Origin of the sequence: Muriicola sp. (assembly GCF_049669965.1) — a bacterium.
Lineage (GTDB): Bacteria > Bacteroidota > Bacteroidia > Flavobacteriales > Flavobacteriaceae > Muriicola.
Genome location: NZ_JBATLB010000058.1, coordinates 41,716 through 57,014, shown reverse-complemented (window position 1 = coordinate 57,014; position 15,299 = coordinate 41,716). Strand labels below are relative to the sequence as shown.

At 38.7% G+C, this 15,299-nt stretch carries 17 protein-coding genes; 10 read left to right on the top strand and 7 right to left on the bottom strand.

Features of this window, described 5'->3' with window-relative positions:
- Positions 1 to 488, bottom strand: a 488-nt coding sequence (locus tag WBM49_RS03715; RefSeq protein WP_424370721.1) for a D-alanyl-D-alanine carboxypeptidase, incomplete at its 3' end; no start/stop codon positions are given.
- Between the two features lie 234 nt (positions 489 to 722).
- Here WBM49_RS03715 and WBM49_RS03710 point away from each other — a divergent pair.
- On the top strand, positions 723 to 920 hold the full coding sequence (locus WBM49_RS03710) for a hypothetical protein (protein ID WP_424370720.1): 198 nt from the start codon (positions 723 to 725) through the stop codon (positions 918 to 920).
- Between the two features lie 53 nt (positions 921 to 973).
- Here WBM49_RS03710 and WBM49_RS03705 read toward each other — a convergent pair whose 3' ends face one another.
- Positions 974 to 1,915, bottom strand: coding sequence for a LysR substrate-binding domain-containing protein (locus WBM49_RS03705; RefSeq protein WP_424370719.1), 942 nt, complete (start codon positions 1,913 to 1,915; stop codon positions 974 to 976).
- A 99-nt stretch (positions 1,916 to 2,014) separates the two neighbouring features.
- Between WBM49_RS03705 and WBM49_RS03700 the strand changes: the two genes are divergently transcribed.
- On the top strand, positions 2,015 to 2,494 hold the full coding sequence (locus WBM49_RS03700; RefSeq protein WP_424370718.1) for a Dps family protein: 480 nt from the start codon (positions 2,015 to 2,017) through the stop codon (positions 2,492 to 2,494).
- A gap of 47 nt (positions 2,495 to 2,541) precedes the next feature.
- Here WBM49_RS03700 and WBM49_RS03695 read toward each other — a convergent pair whose 3' ends face one another.
- On the bottom strand, positions 2,542 to 2,961 hold the full coding sequence (locus tag WBM49_RS03695; RefSeq protein WP_424370717.1) for a DUF2141 domain-containing protein: 420 nt from the start codon (positions 2,959 to 2,961) through the stop codon (positions 2,542 to 2,544).
- 724 nt (positions 2,962 to 3,685) lie between these two features.
- Between WBM49_RS03695 and WBM49_RS03690 the strand changes: the two genes are divergently transcribed.
- Positions 3,686 to 5,392, top strand: a complete 1,707-nt coding sequence (locus WBM49_RS03690) for a PorP/SprF family type IX secretion system membrane protein (RefSeq protein WP_424370716.1) — start codon at positions 3,686 to 3,688, stop codon at positions 5,390 to 5,392.
- Positions 5,393 to 5,510: 118 nt separating this feature from the next.
- Here WBM49_RS03690 and WBM49_RS03685 read toward each other — a convergent pair whose 3' ends face one another.
- Together WBM49_RS03685 and WBM49_RS03680 are read right to left on the bottom strand one after the other, a co-directional pair.
- Entirely contained in the window at positions 5,511 to 5,885 is a 375-nt protein-coding gene (locus tag WBM49_RS03685; RefSeq protein WP_424370715.1) for a hypothetical protein, read from the bottom strand.
- Between the two features lie 137 nt (positions 5,886 to 6,022).
- The gene (locus tag WBM49_RS03680; protein WP_424370714.1) at positions 6,023 to 6,535 is read right to left on the bottom strand and encodes an ester cyclase; all 513 of its coding nucleotides are present in this window, start codon (positions 6,533 to 6,535) and stop codon (positions 6,023 to 6,025) included.
- Positions 6,536 to 6,738: 203 nt separating this feature from the next.
- Here WBM49_RS03680 and WBM49_RS03675 point away from each other — a divergent pair, with 203 nt between their 5' ends.
- Positions 6,739 to 8,700 (top strand): histidine kinase dimerization/phosphoacceptor domain -containing protein, encoded by a 1,962-nt coding sequence (locus tag WBM49_RS03675; RefSeq protein ID WP_424370713.1) that lies wholly within the window; start codon positions 6,739 to 6,741, stop codon positions 8,698 to 8,700.
- 2 nt (positions 8,701 to 8,702) lie between these two features.
- The gene (locus WBM49_RS03670; protein WP_424370712.1) at positions 8,703 to 9,434 is read left to right on the top strand and encodes a LytR/AlgR family response regulator transcription factor; all 732 of its coding nucleotides are present in this window, start codon (positions 8,703 to 8,705) and stop codon (positions 9,432 to 9,434) included.
- A gap of 32 nt (positions 9,435 to 9,466) precedes the next feature.
- Here WBM49_RS03670 and WBM49_RS03665 read toward each other — a convergent pair whose 3' ends face one another.
- A complete protein-coding gene (locus tag WBM49_RS03665) occupies positions 9,467 to 10,087 on the bottom strand; it encodes an FMN-binding negative transcriptional regulator (protein ID WP_424370711.1) in 621 nt (206 codons plus the stop codon).
- Positions 10,088 to 10,337: 250 nt separating this feature from the next.
- Between WBM49_RS03665 and WBM49_RS03660 the strand changes: the two genes are divergently transcribed.
- The 5 genes from WBM49_RS03660 to WBM49_RS03640 all read left to right on the top strand — a co-directional run bounded on the left by WBM49_RS03660 (position 10,338) and on the right by WBM49_RS03640 (position 13,601).
- The gene (locus tag WBM49_RS03660) at positions 10,338 to 11,660 is read left to right on the top strand and encodes a 2TM domain-containing protein (RefSeq protein WP_424370710.1); all 1,323 of its coding nucleotides are present in this window, start codon (positions 10,338 to 10,340) and stop codon (positions 11,658 to 11,660) included.
- A gap of 147 nt (positions 11,661 to 11,807) precedes the next feature.
- On the top strand, positions 11,808 to 12,110 hold the full coding sequence (locus WBM49_RS03655) for a 2TM domain-containing protein (protein ID WP_424370709.1): 303 nt from the start codon (positions 11,808 to 11,810) through the stop codon (positions 12,108 to 12,110).
- Positions 12,111 to 12,130: 20 nt separating this feature from the next.
- Complete coding sequence (locus WBM49_RS03650) at positions 12,131 to 12,454, top strand: 2TM domain-containing protein (RefSeq protein WP_424370708.1); 324 nt, start codon at positions 12,131 to 12,133, stop codon at positions 12,452 to 12,454.
- 2 nt (positions 12,455 to 12,456) lie between these two features.
- Positions 12,457 to 12,801, top strand: a complete 345-nt coding sequence (locus WBM49_RS03645; protein WP_424370707.1) for a 2TM domain-containing protein — start codon at positions 12,457 to 12,459, stop codon at positions 12,799 to 12,801.
- Positions 12,802 to 12,845: 44 nt separating this feature from the next.
- Positions 12,846 to 13,601, top strand: coding sequence for a LytR/AlgR family response regulator transcription factor (locus WBM49_RS03640; RefSeq protein WP_424370706.1), 756 nt, complete (start codon positions 12,846 to 12,848; stop codon positions 13,599 to 13,601).
- 52 nt (positions 13,602 to 13,653) lie between these two features.
- Here WBM49_RS03640 and WBM49_RS03635 read toward each other — a convergent pair whose 3' ends face one another.
- The gene (locus WBM49_RS03635; protein ID WP_424370705.1) at positions 13,654 to 14,871 is read right to left on the bottom strand and encodes an LETM1-related biofilm-associated protein; all 1,218 of its coding nucleotides are present in this window, start codon (positions 14,869 to 14,871) and stop codon (positions 13,654 to 13,656) included.
- Positions 14,872 to 15,299 lie beyond the last annotated feature (428 nt).

The following is a 15,299-nucleotide window of genomic DNA, read 5'->3' as shown; positions in this document are numbered from 1 at the left end:
CTTGGCTGTAACCGTACACTGTCCTTAAAATAGGCAGGGATTAGAGAGATCTTATCGCTTTTATAGAGGGTAACTACATTCCCGTAAAGTGGGAGGGAAGTTATCTCGGGCGAGAAGGCACTATCGTAATCCTCCCAGGCCCAACCCGGCCCAAACCTATCCTCAACATAAGATCCTGTAACATACTTCAGAGTTTTAAATCGTTTTATGAACTGAATGCTGCTGCTATCCTGAAAATGGGGATGTAGCGCAGAAGGGTCACCCGTTCCTGAAAAGTAAAGCGTATCTTGTTTATTCACATATTTTAAGGCAGGAATAGAATCTGGCAGAATTTTTAAAGCCGTGTAAAGCGTAAAAATCTTCGTATTACTGGCAGGTGTAAAATATTTATTGCTATTAATACTTAATAGAGTATCCGCGTTTTGAGGATTATAGATCAGCAGGCCCGTAAAATGATCCTCAAAACTATCCACACGTAGTGCTTGCAAAACTCTTTTCTTTAAACGTCTTTCTTTTTGAGAGGCACAAGAAGCTAAAAATATGAATATCAGTACAATAAGACTTTTTCTAAGAATTGTCTTAAGACTTATGTATGCGTATTTAGCTGTGTATTTCATCGATGATAAAGTGAAATTATCTAATATTTAACTAACCCCATGCAATAATAACTACCTTTTTTTTGTTAAATTCGATGAAACAGTCTAACTACTAAATACGCACGTATGGCTAGAGCTATGTTGGAGTATTACAAAACAGTACTCCAGAAAGTCAGTTTCGATGCTAAATTGTTTAGCAAAGAACTGCAAAAAGCAATTTCGAAGTTGTTACCTTATGAAATTGAAGAACTAAAACGCTGGTTGCGCCAGTTCATCTGCGATAAACCCGAATTACAAGAGAGTTTATTGTACATAAAAGCCTAAAAATAACCGCCTAACTGGCGGTTTTTTTGTGGTACTTTCTGATTTGTATCCGGTCAATTCTGCGACAACGGACTAATAATATTCACATCCTGAAATTTTATCGCTCCCCTCACCACGGAGTCTATGACATCTCTGAGCGCATTCGTAATGTGTAGCTTCAATTCCTTTTTGTGATAAATAAGGCTAATTTCTCTGGCGGGTGGCGGATCCTGAAAATACCGCAAATTAGATCTTTTACCTTCATCGAGTTCCAGGGTATTCAAATAGGGCAACAGGGTCATGCCTAGCCCTTCATTCGCAAGATTTACAAGAGTTTCGAAGCTACCGCTTTGTAGTTGGAAGTGCTCATCCTCTACTTTTCGGGATGCCTTACATAGATTTACAACTCCTTCACGAAAACAGTGTCCGTCTCGCAACAGTAATATATCCTTGATATCTAATTCCTCCGGTTTAATTTTATCTGCATTCCTAAGTCGGTGGCTTGGCGGTACGTAACCTACAAAGGGCTCGTAGTAAAGCGGCCTTTCGGTAATAAACTCAATATCGAGTGGGGTAGCTGCGATACCTGCGTCTAGATGACCATCCTGCAAATTTCGTATCAGGCTGTCTGTATTTTGTTCTTTGATCACTAAGTGAACCTTAGGATATTTGTTGATAAAGGTTTTCAGAAACATGGGTAACAGCGTGGGCATTACGGTAGGTATGATCCCCAGGGTAAAATCACCCCCGATAAATCCTTTTTCCTGATCAACAATATCCTTGATCCTTTTAGCTTCATTAACAATATTTTTAGCCTGGGCAACGATTTTTTTGCCTGCTTCCGTAATGGATATGGGCTTTTTGCTTCTGTCAAAAATTCTCACATCCAATTCATCTTCCAACTTTTGTACCTGCATACTCAAGGTAGGCTGGGTAACAAAGCTTTTTTCAGCAGCCACCGTAAAATTCTGATATTCTGCCACTGCCAGCACATACTGCAATTGTGTTATGGTCATCTTAATAATTTTATGCAATAAATTTATAAAAACTATCAATAAAACTTATGATTATACCTAATTATAATTCAATAACTTTATGACATAAAAATATATGTTATGAAACTAAATAGTATTGGATTAGATACAAAACAGTCTAGAGCGCTTGGAAAAGAATTGAATATTCTTTTGGCAAATTTTCAGCGTTATTATATGAACCTCAGAGGGATTCACTGGAACATAAAAGGAAAGCGCTTCTTCGATCTGCATCTTAAGTTTGAAGAGCTGTACAATGATGCTAACATTAAAGTAGACGAAGTAGCTGAGCGTGTGCTTACGCTAGGAGAGGTGCCTTTGCACACCTTTGAGGATTATATCAAGAATGCAAAAGTTCCTTTGGGAAAGAACGTCACGGTGGATGAAGAGGCCATCCGACTAATTGTGGATTCTTTGACGGAACTGTTAAAGATAGAACGTCGCATCTTACAAGCCTCTGCCGATGCCAATGATGAAGGGACTAATTCTATGATGAGCGACTTCATTACAGAACAGGAGAAGACCGTTTGGATGATGAAAGCCTGGCTCACAGAAGAAATATGATCAAAAAAAAGCCCACTTAGAAGTGGGCTTTTTAATGCTTGTATCTTTTAAAACCGGATGCTAAGCTCTAAATCTTCATCTGCTACCTCAAATTTAGCAGCTTCGAAAGTGGGTGGCCCCATCACCATTTCATTCCCAGACATCCCATAACTTTCTGTGGGCATTCCATTAGAATCGAAGTCCATATTTTTATTACTATTCACATCGTGCATTACCATTAACGCATAGCTACCGGGTTTTACATCCTTAAATATGAAGCTTAGAGAACCTTTCTTTGCTTCCACCGCCATGTTGTCAATTCCGTTGGTTTTCATAAAAGTGTTGGCCGTGTGAAGTCCGGCTAGAATTTCACCTCCGTCCGAAAGCACATTTTCTACAGTGACCACAACGTTTACTCCGGTGGCTTCCTGAGCGTGTGTAAAATTCAAACTAAGAGCAAAAGCGAATAAGAAGATTAATTTTTTCATAAGAATATTTTTATGGTTTATAATGCCTCAAAGATGAGATCATATAACCAAACATTGGAATGAGAAATACCCAATTGTAGAATTGGGCGACCCAATTGTAGTTTTGTGTTTCATTATTTGCAAAGTTACCTTTCACTTCATTATCAAGAACCAGCAAACATAGAAATGCTTCGATAAGGAAAGTCTGCTTATAAAAGTTAGTACATATAGACATGGGTAAAAATTTTCAGAGAAAACCCTAAGAAACCCAAAACTCATAGTGTAAGTTTTTAAAAGGAAATTACAGGTTTCCCTGAGTGGATAGATACAGAAACTATGGAATATTGCAATAATAAAGAGTAGTTGTTACATAGAACTTGGGAATAATAACGCTTTTTTTTAAAAAACTAATACGAAATAGCTCCCCTACCTATGAATAATTAACAGGTTGAATTTGAACACATTGGACAAATATTGATAAAACAAAAAACCACAAAATCGATGAATAACACCATTCTTTAACATTATTGAGGTTCTTCATCGAAATTTGGTTCTTCGCCGTGCATTTTAGCGAAAAAAATTGTCAGCTTATCGTTCTTTTCTCAACTTGTCAATCCAAATCTAAAGTAACTATTAACCTATGTACTAGAAATTACTCCTTCTTAATTTTATTATTTTATTCTTGGCTAAAGGTGATCCCACCTTGTGAAAGGAGCTATGATTTAGTGCAGAAAATACTTGTGCCATGTTCTGCAATAATCTATCTATTTTCAAGGATTCTGTTTGTGTTGTCCATTTTAGGTTTTGGGCATTGATTATGTTGAGTCTTTCATTTTCGGGACACCTTTTTAGCCAGGATGAAACGCCTTTTGTTTCATATAACGTACCTTTTCAAAATCTCTTAAAATTTAATCGATTTCTCATCAATCCAACCTTTTCTACGGTTCGGGAAGATAAATCGTATATCAACTTTTTTCACAGAAGCCAGTCGGCCTATTTCCAGGATAATAATCAAAATTATTTCCTGAGTTATAGCGGGAGGATCAACGACAGAACCGGTCTGGGAATTAGTGTTTACAATCAACAGCAAGGTCTGGTCTCCAATGTAGGTGTCCTGACTAATTACGCCTATGGAGTTCGCCTTTCAGACAAAAGTAATTTAACCTTTGGATTCAATATTCCCTATTACAGGAGTAGTTTTGATGAATCAAGGGCAATTACCAATGAGGAAGATCCTGTATTGAATTCATTCAGCGAGAATTCTGTCATCGCTTTTCAACCCGGGATCAATCTGTCTTTGGGGAGTTTTGACGTAGGTCTTTTTGCAGAAAACATCTTCGATTTCAATTTTAAAACAGGCGAATCGATCACGGAGTTCAATGAAAAATCCTTTTCGGGACATTTACAGTACACCCGTAATTTTGAGTATGCCAAGGGAATATTTGAAAAAGGCCGACTCATGCCATTGGCCAGGATACGAAAGGTGGGAGAAGAGGAATTTAATTTCGGGGGAGGTATCATTTTAGACCTTCCGCGACTTGGGTGGTTACAGGCGGGTTATGACAGTTTTTACGGCGGATCTGCCGGGGCGGGATTTAACGTGAACAGCCGCTTATCTCTCGGCTATAATTTTGAAAGGGGATTCGCCCAGAACATCAATAATTTTGGCATTACCCATGAGATTTCAATTGCTTATAATTTTATTCCAACCCTTACCGAGAATATGGTTCAACGTGAATCGGATGAGGAAAATGATACAGATTACCTAGATGTAAAAAGGAGGATTAAGAAAAATAAAAATCCACTATTTCTTGAGATGGATAAACTTCGCAAACTCAATCGTGCGAATTATGCTGTGATTAATGAATTGATATATAAATTAGACTCCCTCGAAAATTTCATAGGTTCTGAAATGGAACGACGATTTGAATTGGCCGTTCGCAGTAACAGACAAGAACTCGATGCTTTGAAAGCAGCTTATGGCGCACAACAACAGCCAGGAGTATTCGCTAAGAACGAGGACCCTAATCCTGCTAAGGAACAGTATCGTCTTACCGAATCTACTAAAATGCAAATGCAAAAGAACCTGGATTCTTTGAAACGCTTAAGTCAGGTTTCCCTGGCTCCCAATAAAAAGGAGACACCGCACACTATGGTAGGCAATCTTCTTGGCATCCCTGAAGGTCATTATGTCATTGCCAATGTTTTTGAAACCCAGGAATATCTTGAAAAATTCCTCGCAGATCTTAAGGACCAGGGGATTACTGCCGGACATTTCAAAAATCCTATCAATGGACTCAACTATGTCTACCTGGCGCATTATGAAGGAAATGAAGAAGATCTGGAAAAGGTGAAGACCAATTTCAGAGAAAAATATGGTAATGAATTGTGGATCATGAGTATTGAGAAAAACAATAACTCTAGAATGGCTACCCTGAACTTTGATGATTAATTCCTGATGTTGGGCTGTAGTATTGAGATCTGCCGGAAAAATGGTTATCTAATTATCGCAAACTTTGGCCTGGTTGTAGTGCGAAAGAATGTTAAATTTAATTTCGCTGAATTCAATCTTAAGCCCCGGAGGTACGTTTGTTGATAATTTCTATTATCCAATAGATGAGTTGTCCGATGCCATTCGCAAAGATGAATAATAGGATCCAAACCAGGAGCATATTGTTCTCCCTAAGATTCGGATTGTTGGCCGCATGTACGATGTAAAAAACAAGACTCCCGAAAGAGACCAAAATCGCTATTAATACTATAATCAGGAATATTACAATATTTCCAAATACTTGAGAATTAGAATAGACCCCAGATCCAAGATCCATGCGGTCTGTATTCTGGAATAAGAAAAACAAGAATATAAAATAAGCGATCATACCCAGAAAAATTATTGCTATGGGCCCTATAGCGAAGAATCCCTGCCAGAATTTACTTTGTAACATGGTAATTATGAGTTTAGGTTTACCCTAAAGTTAGGATTTTTAGCGAAAGGATGGATGTTAAAAGGCCCGGAATTTTCGGGGCCTTTTCAATTGGTTGATTAATTGGTGATTGTTGAAGTTTAAATAGCCCTGCAAGGCTATTCCAGGTTAGGGGGTTGTAAGGTGTATCCCAATTGCTGTAAAAGATATAATTCATTGTAATAGGTCTCTTCTCTCGATATTTTTCCGTCTTCAGTAAACTGAAAAAAAGATACTCCGGCTACTTTAGTCTTTTTACCAGTGGGCAAATACTCGGCAAATTCACCTGTGTTGGTTCCTTCGAAGCTCCAGTTACATATCAATTGGCGGTTATTCTGCAAGATATCTTCAATGGTTATTTTCAAATCCGGAAAGGCGCGAATGTAATTTTTTATATACGCTTCCAATTCCAAAGGGCCTTTTGCTACCGTGATTCCGTTGAGTTCCCTTGTAAAGTCGTCTGTCATCAAATTACCAATGCCGGTCACACTGTGTTGGTTCCAACAAGAATCCACATACAGCTTTAAGGCGGCTTCCTGAATTTCGTCGTACGCTTTATCTTCTTTTTGGACAGATTGGCATCCAAATAATCCGGTAAGCAATAATAGCGATAAGAGTATAGCACTTTTCATACGGCTCGTTTTCCATTTCAGACAAGGTGCCCTGCGCCCAATTCTAATGAAGGAAAGAATAATAAAGCAAATAACTTTAACTAGGAGGACGAAGCGGTTATTTAACTGTCCGAAACTGCTATTTTTTTTAGCCTGGACCCGGGATACTGTTTTTTTTGTATCTTGAGAAGCCTCATTGTCACTTTAATGAGAAGAATCATGAAATGAGAAATCGTCTTTTAAGAGTCGTTTCTGTTACCCTCTTTTCTTTTTTGAATGGATTCATAGGCACGACCCAAATTATAGACTTCAAGGAAGAAAATTCTTACAAAAGAGTTTTTATTGATACAGATAATTTTGGCCCTTCCTATCTGGATACTCTTCAAATTGCCTATACAAAAGCTCCCACGGATTCACTTAAATTTTTGATCTTAAATGACCTGGCCTATTATTGGCATACCCGCGATCTAATTAGCGCATATGAATTCACAAAGATCGGTTTACAGGAAGCAAAAGCTAAAAATAGTTTTCCATGGTTGGCTCGTTTCAGGATCACCCAAGGGGCCATATTGTTGCGAAATGAGCAATTAGACAGTGCTCAGTTCGTCTTAGATTTAGCAAAGCCCGATATCGATCAAAAAAACCTGCCTTTTTTGTACACACAACTAGGTTACGTCCATGAGCGCAGAGGGGATCTCAGTAAAGCAGCCGAATACGCACTGCAATCACTTCGACTTGGTGAAGAATTAAAAGACCTGCATGCCATGGCAGTAGCCCATAGCGATCTGAGCAATCTATTCTGGAAACAAGGGAAATATGACAAGGGAATAGAACAGGGATTGCTCTCCCTTTCTTTATTTGAAACTATTGGGATGAGTGATCTCGACTATGATTTTACACTTTATGTGGTAGGGAATAATTACCTGTCGCTTGGAGAATTAGAAAAAGCACGCACTCAGTTTCTGCATGCCATCGCCATCGGGGAGCGCTATGGTTTTTACAATAACCTCAGTGATGTCTATATTTCATTGGCAGAGTTGTATGGCTTGTTAAACAATTATGCCCAGGCAGAGGAAGCCTCAATGAAGGCAATATCTTTTTCTGAGCAATTGAACAATAGTTTTATGCTGATGAGATCCTGGTTGTCTCTGGGTAAATTACAGAACATGCAAGGAAAATACGTATCGGCGGTAACCAGCCTTACTAATTGTATCGAGGTGGCCACGGAAAACTTCGGGGATGCTTTTTATTTAAGTGAAGCCTATCAGAATCTTGGAAGAGCTTATGCGGGTGGGCATAATTATAAAGAAGCCTATATGGCCTTTGAGATATATGACGAACTAAAAAATGAAGTTTTTACGGCGGAGGCTTCGGAACGCATGTCGCAGATCCAAACGGAATTTGAAGTAGCTAAAAAGGAGAATACCATTCAGCTGCAAGGTACACAGATCAAAAAGCAACAGACCATACAGACCTTAATTATGGTTGTATCCATTCTTCTATTCCTTTACTTGTTATTATTATTCAAAGCTGCCAGAACAAACAGGCGCAAGAATAGATTATTGGAACTGCAAAATGAGGAAAAGGAATTTCTACTAAAAGAGATACATCACAGGGTGAAGAACAATCTGGAGATCGTTTCGGGTTTGTTATCCCTTCAGTCCGAACAAATAAAAAATCCTAAGATCCGTGAGGCCATGATCAATAGTCAGCAACGGGTTCACAGCATGAGTATGATTCATCAGAAATTGTATCAGGGAAAAAGCCTGTCTTGTATTGAAATGAAAGACTATTTCCAAAATTTAGGCAATCATGCCATTCATACCTATGGGATGGAGGAAAGAGTAACTCTTAGGTGCGAGATGGACGAGTTATCTGTAGATATAGACCATGCCATCCCTATTGGACTCATAGTGAACGAACTACTGTCTAATGCACTCAAATACGCCTTTCCGGACAAATCTGTTGGGATAATTCAAATTAGGCTGCAAAAAAGAGATTCTATTCTTCACCTTGAGGTAGCTGATAATGGAATTGGAAAAAGCGAGACGAAAGGCTCTGAAGGAACTGGTTTTGGCACGCAACTCATTGCCTTATTAACAACCCAATTGGATGGGGTTATGAACCTGAGCATTGACCATGGCACCGTAGTTACATTCGATTTTCAACTCCCCAAAGCGGCATAAAAATGGAATCTAAAACACGAGTTCTTATTGTAGAAGACGACATGATCATCGCGGCCAATATGTCACTGCAACTATCTAAATTGGGTTATGAGATCTCAGGGATAGAATCAAGAGGTGAGGAAGCCCTTATCCATGTGAAACTAAATACTCCGGACGTAGTTCTAATGGACATCAATTTAAAAGGAAGTATAAGTGGAATTGAGACGGCCCATGCTATGCAAATCACAACAGACATCCCCCATGTGTATATCACAGCTAACAATGATGAAGCAACTTTTGAGAAGGCGAAAAAGACCCATCCCTTTGCATTCATTGCCAAACCAATTAATTTGCAAGAACTGCATCGCACCCTTTCCTTGGTAACAGAGCAACAAAACAGAAAGAACACAGCAAACGAGAAAGAGGAGCTGATCGAAGTTTTAAACGATAGAATCTTTATTAGGCACCATGGACAGATGGAAAAGCTTTTGCTGGAAGAAATACTATTTGTGGAAGCAGATCGCAACTATTGTAAAATCGCAACACCCAAAAAGCCCTACGTTTTAACCGCCACCCTGAAGGTGATGGAAGATAAATTGCCTGGGTCACTCTTCGTTAGAGTTCACCGGTCGTACATCGTAAATATTAAGCGATTAGATGTGGTGGCCGAAGGTCATGTAGAGATCAACAGGAAGGTAATCCCTTTAAGCAAATCGTATAAAGAAACATTGTTGAGGCATTTACAAACCATTTGAACTGCATTCGCTCCGTTTTTTGAGGTAAGGGTCTAAGAATCTTTTGTTCCTCTTTTCTTCATGATATGTGAGACTTGTAGGCTTCCTGCGTCCTTTTTATGATGGAGTTCATGGATGATCCTGGCATGATCTTCTTCTCTTCCCTGAGACAACTTATAAGCAGCTTGAATCTCATTAATTTTTATCCTAAATCCAACGACCCCTCTAACTTGCTTTAAAGTAGCAGGGGACATGTCCTTTAGAGAAACAGGCGTTTTCTCCTCTTTTTCGTAATGCGCTACCAACCCATGTAACCAGCTTAGTACTTCAGATTCTGACATTATACTAAGTGTCCCATAGATATGAACGGCAATATAGTTCCAGGTAGGTACCTCTTCTTCTTTATACCAGGAAGAGGAAACATAGGTGTGAGGTCCGTTGAAAACACAAAGCACCTCGGGCTTAGTTTCAAATGCCTTCCATTGCGGATTGGCCCTGGCAATATGGCCAATAAGAATATCATTCCCTTGGTCGTCTTTATCTAATTCTAAAGGAGTATGCGTTGCCCAGGGTTTTCCCTGTAGTTCATTGATCAGGATGGCAAAAGAATTAGACGATATAAAGTCTTTTACTTCAGCCAGATCTTCATTCTTGTATTGAGATGGAATGTACATAACAATTGCTAAACACTAAAAATATACAAATTATGCCATTTTAAGGTCCATAAAATTACAGATGGGGACTTAAAAGGAACAATTCGGTGAGTTAGGTTTTTTACCCAGGTAAAAAGAAAGGAGATTTGTAAAAGAGTATCAAAAAAGCATTGATGGTATCCAGTGTTATTGGCTGCAAAGAATAAAATCATGTTTTTAGTACCTTTAATCAAAGGGCGATTGTTTAAATGCTTTTTTAATTGTGAAATACATGAAAGAATTCTCAAAAATTATCAAAGTATCTATTCTGATCACGGTAGGTATCGTGCTGTTGAATCTGATAATCAATTTTGGACAACCGGTACAGCTAATGGAATTACTGGAACGGATAGGAGTAAGCTTTATATACAGTTTTGTGCTAACCGCTGTAAGTTCCTTGTTTCATGTCTACGCGACTAAGCGCTACAGTTGGGAAACACAGGCCCAGAAACGGCTTTGGTTTGGGGCTATTGGTTCTGTCGTCGTAACGGTCATGGCCTTTGGATTGGTGAGATGGTTTGTTGAAGTGATCATTTACGGGATGACGTTTGAAAACTTTGTGGCCAATGAACGCGTTTATTATTACGTGATTGCACTGACAATTACCCTGGTGGTATCACTTTTTATTCATGCCTTCTATTTTTACAAGGCACTGCAGGATTCAAAAATAAAGGAACAAAAAATCATCGCAGGGACAGCCTCTGCCAAGTTCGATGCCCTTAAGAACCAATTAGACCCTCACTTCCTTTTTAATAGTCTGAATGTACTTACCAGCCTTATTGAGGAAGATCCGCAGCAGGCACAACGCTTTACTACTGCACTTTCCAAAGTGTACCGATATGTTTTGGAACAAAAGAACAAAGACCTGGTTCCTGTAAACGAGGAGCTAGATTTTGCTAGGACATACATAAAACTCCTGACCATGAGGTTTGAGGATAGTATTGAGTTTAATATACCGGAAACATGTAGTATTCAGGATGCGAGGATTGTTCCATTGTCCTTACAATTGCTACTGGAGAATGCGGTAAAACACAATGTGATAACTTCAGAAAAACCACTGAGAATACGAGTGTTTGAAGAAGACGGATGTCTGGTGGTCACCAATAATCTGCAGGAGAAGCAGGTAGTGAAAAGAAGCAGTGGGGTAGGATTGCGTAATATTCAGCAACGGTACTCCATCCTGTCTAACAGAAAAGTAAATATTAACAAAACAGCATCAGAATTCAGTGTAAAATTGCCGATGCTCACCAAACAAATTGGAAGTATGGAAACTCAGAAAACATTTATTGAAGATAAACGGTATGAAAAAGCGAAAGAACGGGTGGAAGCCATAAAGGGGTTCCTGGGGAACTTAACTGCCTATTTAATTGTAATTCCTTTTTTAATGTGGATCAACTACAGGTCTTCCGATTTCCCATGGGTAATATTCCCGGCTTTAGGCTGGGGATTTGGGATCGTAGCACACGGAATGGAAGCTTACGGATATAACCCTCTTTGGGGTAAGAACTGGGAAGAGAAGAAGATAAAAGAATTGATGGAGAAGGACGATTTCTAAAAAGCAGCATTCAAAGGACTTCCAATGGTGGAGCATACCAATAATACAATTCATCATCAAAAAACCACAATTGAGTTGGGTTCTTTTAGAAAAACAAGGAAGTCTTACGAAATTTGATTAACCAAAAAACACAATAAAACACTAATCATGGAAGATTTTAGCAAAGAGAACAAATACCTACGCGCCAAGGACCGCGTGGAGCGATTAAAGAAATTTTACGGAAACCTAACCTCCTATGTACTGGTTATCTCCGCTTTGGCGGTTATCAACTACCTAACCAATGAATGGCGGTATATGTGGTTTCTCTGGGCTGCCTTTGGATGGGGGATAGGAATAATTTTTCACGCCATTGGCACCTTCAACCTAAATCCGTTCTTCGGCCGTGATTGGGAAGAGCGTAAGATCAAGGAATTAATGCGAGAGGATGACGAGATAAAACGATGGGAATAATTAAAGTAAATTAAAGAGTTATGGAATATCAGGATATAGAGAACGAAAAGTTAAAAAGGGCAAAAAAACAGGTGGAAGAGCTAAAGGGCTTTTACATTCATCTTGCCGTATACATCATAATAAACTCCTTTATTGTAATTAATATTCTAATTAGGGCCTTAAACGATGGGGATACTTTCTGGCAGTTTGGCACCTTTTTTACGCCATTTTTCTGGGGTATAGGCCTGGCGTTTCACGCCGCCAAGGTGTTTAACTATAACCCCATCCTCGGTAAGAATTGGGAAGAGAAACAGATACAGAAGTATATTGAAAAGGACAAGCGCGATGCCGCTAAATTCAAATAATCATGGAAGACGCAAAAATAAGTGCCTATAGAAAAGCACATTTACGTGTACAAAAACTAAAACGGTTCTACAAACACCTTACCGTTTATGTGATCGTAAATGTTATTGTAGTTTTTTTTGGTCTACGGGGGATAGATCTGCTCAATACCAAAACCATGGAGGTAGATGCCTATTATGTACCATGGCTTCTTTGGAATATTCTCAGTGTTCCTATACTTTGGGGGATTGGGCTATTGATGCATGGAGTAAGTGTATTTAGACCGACCTTCGGATTTATAAAAAACTGGGAACAGCGACAACTTCAGAAGATCATGGAGGAAGAATACAGAAAGGAACCCCCCATGTAGTATATTGCTCTTTCAAAGAAGCTCATAAACAAGGAAATCCAATTATGAATGTATTAATTATTGAAGACGAAAAACCTGCTGCCCGCAGATTAGCCAGGATGTTAGAGGTACTTGGGGTTAAGGCTTCCAACATTCTGCATTCTGTAGAAGAATCAATACAGTGGTTTCAGACAAATCCCCATCCCGATCTAATATTTTTGGATATCCAACTTTCGGATGGACTCTCATTTGAGATCTTTGAAGTGCTAGAGATCAAGAGTGCCATAATTTTCACTACTGCATTTGATGAATACGCTTTACAGGCATTTAAATTGAACAGCATAGATTATCTTCTTAAACCAATAGACGAAGAAGAATTGGAAAAGGCAGTGGCTAAATTCAAAAGTCAAAGTATCACCGCTCCAAAAATGTCTATCGATTTTGAAGATATAAAAAAGCTATTGATCAATCCGGTAGAAAGGGAATACAAAAAGAGATTTACAGTAAAGGTTGGGCAGCACCTAAAGATTGTACATGCAGATGATGTTGAATGTTTTTACAGCGAACACAAAGGTACCTATGCGGCAACTATTGATGGAAGAGCTTACCTGCTAGACACTACCTTGGAGCAACTGGAAACCGAACTAACTCCAAAAATATTTTTCAGAGTAAGCAGAAAATATTTTGTGAATATCAACCATATCAAAGACATCATTTCTTACACTAATTCCCGCCTTCAGATTAAGTTAAACAAGACTTCAGACCAGGAAATCATAGTGAGTAGGGAGCGAGTTAAAGATTTTAAGTTATGGTTGGAGTGAAAGCGGTTAAAAAACTGAAAATATGATAGTTAATAACTACCATAGATTTTTCTTATAGTCCTTTTTCCGGGGTATTTTTCTCTTTTTTTGTAACTCTGTTCTCATCGAAGGATGAGGGAAGTAAGGCCGGTATTAATTTAATAAAAATAGGTAATAAAACGGCGCCTCCGGGTAATAAAAAAATGGCCAGGGAAGGAACGCTTTTAAAGACATCCATCAGCTGCTCTTGAATCTTTTTCTTCTCATCTGCACTTAATTCTTTAACCGCACCTTTGGAAATCAGAAAGACCAATTCCTTACTTTCTGATAATTCTTTTTGAAGTCTTTTACTATTTCGCATGATCAGTTTGTTGACCACCTTGGACATGCTGTCATAAAATTGAACTGCCATATTGGTTTCCTTTAAAAAGGAAATATTGCGTTCGTTCTTTTTAAAAAAACTACTTATATCTTCGAGCGATTTAGCAATATGGTCCTTAGGGAATCCCATATCTTTTCCAATCCCATAAATAAATTCGGACTCTTTGTAGTCCAGGGAAAAATCTTCCCAAACGGTAAGACTGGCCACATCCAGGAAATACTGATTTTCCCAAGGAGAACAATTGTTAAGAAGGATCTCCCGATAGGAGCCGTCAAATTTTTCTTCGGCTTCATCAATAAAAGAAAGGGAGGAAGCAAATAATAGGGACAATTTCTCATCCGTCTTGTTCATTTCCTTGGCGTTCAGGGCATGGTACGTAATATTGATGGTTAGATACTCGAGTTTTTTGGCCTGCTCCCTGATCTGTTCCCCTGCTCTTAGATAATATCTAAAGGTTAACACATCAATAAACAATAGGGAATTGGTGATGATACTATTAAAAGTGCGACTAATAACATTATCATCCAGATATACTCTGGAATCGATTAGTTTTTCTAATTGGGCTGAGGTCTTGCTTCCTGTGAGTATCTTGTTCAGGAATGAGATCTGGCTAACATTCAATTCCTTATAAAATGCGAAGATAGTTTCCAGGAATACGTCAAAACTGGTATCGCTACGTTCCAGGGCATAAGTAAAATAAAGCGCTGTAAGGAGATTAATTTTGGCCTTCTCGTCTTCCGACGGGGAGTGTTCAATGGTTATAAATGATGGGATTTCCACATTTATTCCATAGACAAATCCGTTCTTTTTTAGGCTTGCATATAGGGTTGAGAAGTCGGAATAGACTCCTGTTTTATTACTGACAACCTCTCCAAATTTATTGATCCATCCTGGTCCCGAGGGATTCATGATACGTAATTTTGGACCAAAGTACGCTAAAATTTGGCTTTTCTAATAGCGCTGAACCTCCTTTCGATTACGGAAATCATATTTTTATGCACACCAATTTAATGGCAAACGCTGTCTAAGAGGCCATACTAGCTGCTTTTTCTAACAAAATTTTAGGAAATTACAGACGAAAAGACTACTTTTATCGTTTAAGTACAGGCTTTCATGATGCCCCAAGTGTTACGAAAGACAAACTAAGTGTAAAAACTGAGTATTAACCGACCCGAATCACCTACGTTATGGAATACTTCCTTTTTTTCAGCTGGACAGTCGCTATGCTTCTTGTATTTGTAAAAATATGGATGGCTAACCGTTCTTTGCAAAACTCGCTGCGCAAATAAGCTCCCCCAGGTTTATAAAATATAATTTCAACGTATTTATATATTGGT

Excerpts from the sequence above, each read along its gene's own strand:
- WBM49_RS03700 (WP_424370718.1), top strand. The coding sequence starts at position 2,015 with ATGAAACTAAATAGTATTGGATTAGATACAAAACAGTCTAGAGCGCTT.
- WBM49_RS03710 (WP_424370720.1), top strand. The coding sequence starts at position 723 with ATGGCTAGAGCTATGTTGGAGTATTACAAAACAGTACTCCAGAAAGTC.
- WBM49_RS03650 (WP_424370708.1), top strand. The coding sequence starts at position 12,131 with ATGGAATATCAGGATATAGAGAACGAAAAGTTAAAAAGGGCAAAAAAA.
- WBM49_RS03660 (WP_424370710.1), top strand. The coding sequence starts at position 10,338 with ATGAAAGAATTCTCAAAAATTATCAAAGTATCTATTCTGATCACGGTA.
- WBM49_RS03705 (WP_424370719.1), bottom strand. The coding sequence starts at position 1,915 with ATGACCATAACACAATTGCAGTATGTGCTGGCAGTGGCAGAATATCAG.
- WBM49_RS03695 (WP_424370717.1), bottom strand. The coding sequence starts at position 2,961 with ATGAAAAAATTAATCTTCTTATTCGCTTTTGCTCTTAGTTTGAATTTT.
- WBM49_RS03645 (WP_424370707.1), top strand. The coding sequence starts at position 12,457 with ATGGAAGACGCAAAAATAAGTGCCTATAGAAAAGCACATTTACGTGTA.
- WBM49_RS03640 (WP_424370706.1), top strand. The coding sequence starts at position 12,846 with ATGAATGTATTAATTATTGAAGACGAAAAACCTGCTGCCCGCAGATTA.
- WBM49_RS03690 (WP_424370716.1), top strand. The coding sequence starts at position 3,686 with ATGTTCTGCAATAATCTATCTATTTTCAAGGATTCTGTTTGTGTTGTC.
- WBM49_RS03665 (WP_424370711.1), bottom strand. The coding sequence starts at position 10,087 with ATGTACATTCCATCTCAATACAAGAATGAAGATCTGGCTGAAGTAAAA.
- WBM49_RS03655 (WP_424370709.1), top strand. The coding sequence starts at position 11,808 with ATGGAAGATTTTAGCAAAGAGAACAAATACCTACGCGCCAAGGACCGC.
- WBM49_RS03635 (WP_424370705.1), bottom strand. The coding sequence starts at position 14,871 with ATGAATCCCTCGGGACCAGGATGGATCAATAAATTTGGAGAGGTTGTC.
- WBM49_RS03680 (WP_424370714.1), bottom strand. The coding sequence starts at position 6,535 with ATGAAAAGTGCTATACTCTTATCGCTATTATTGCTTACCGGATTATTT.
- WBM49_RS03675 (WP_424370713.1), top strand. The coding sequence starts at position 6,739 with ATGAGAAATCGTCTTTTAAGAGTCGTTTCTGTTACCCTCTTTTCTTTT.
- WBM49_RS03685 (WP_424370715.1), bottom strand. The coding sequence starts at position 5,885 with ATGTTACAAAGTAAATTCTGGCAGGGATTCTTCGCTATAGGGCCCATA.
- WBM49_RS03670 (WP_424370712.1), top strand. The coding sequence starts at position 8,703 with ATGGAATCTAAAACACGAGTTCTTATTGTAGAAGACGACATGATCATC.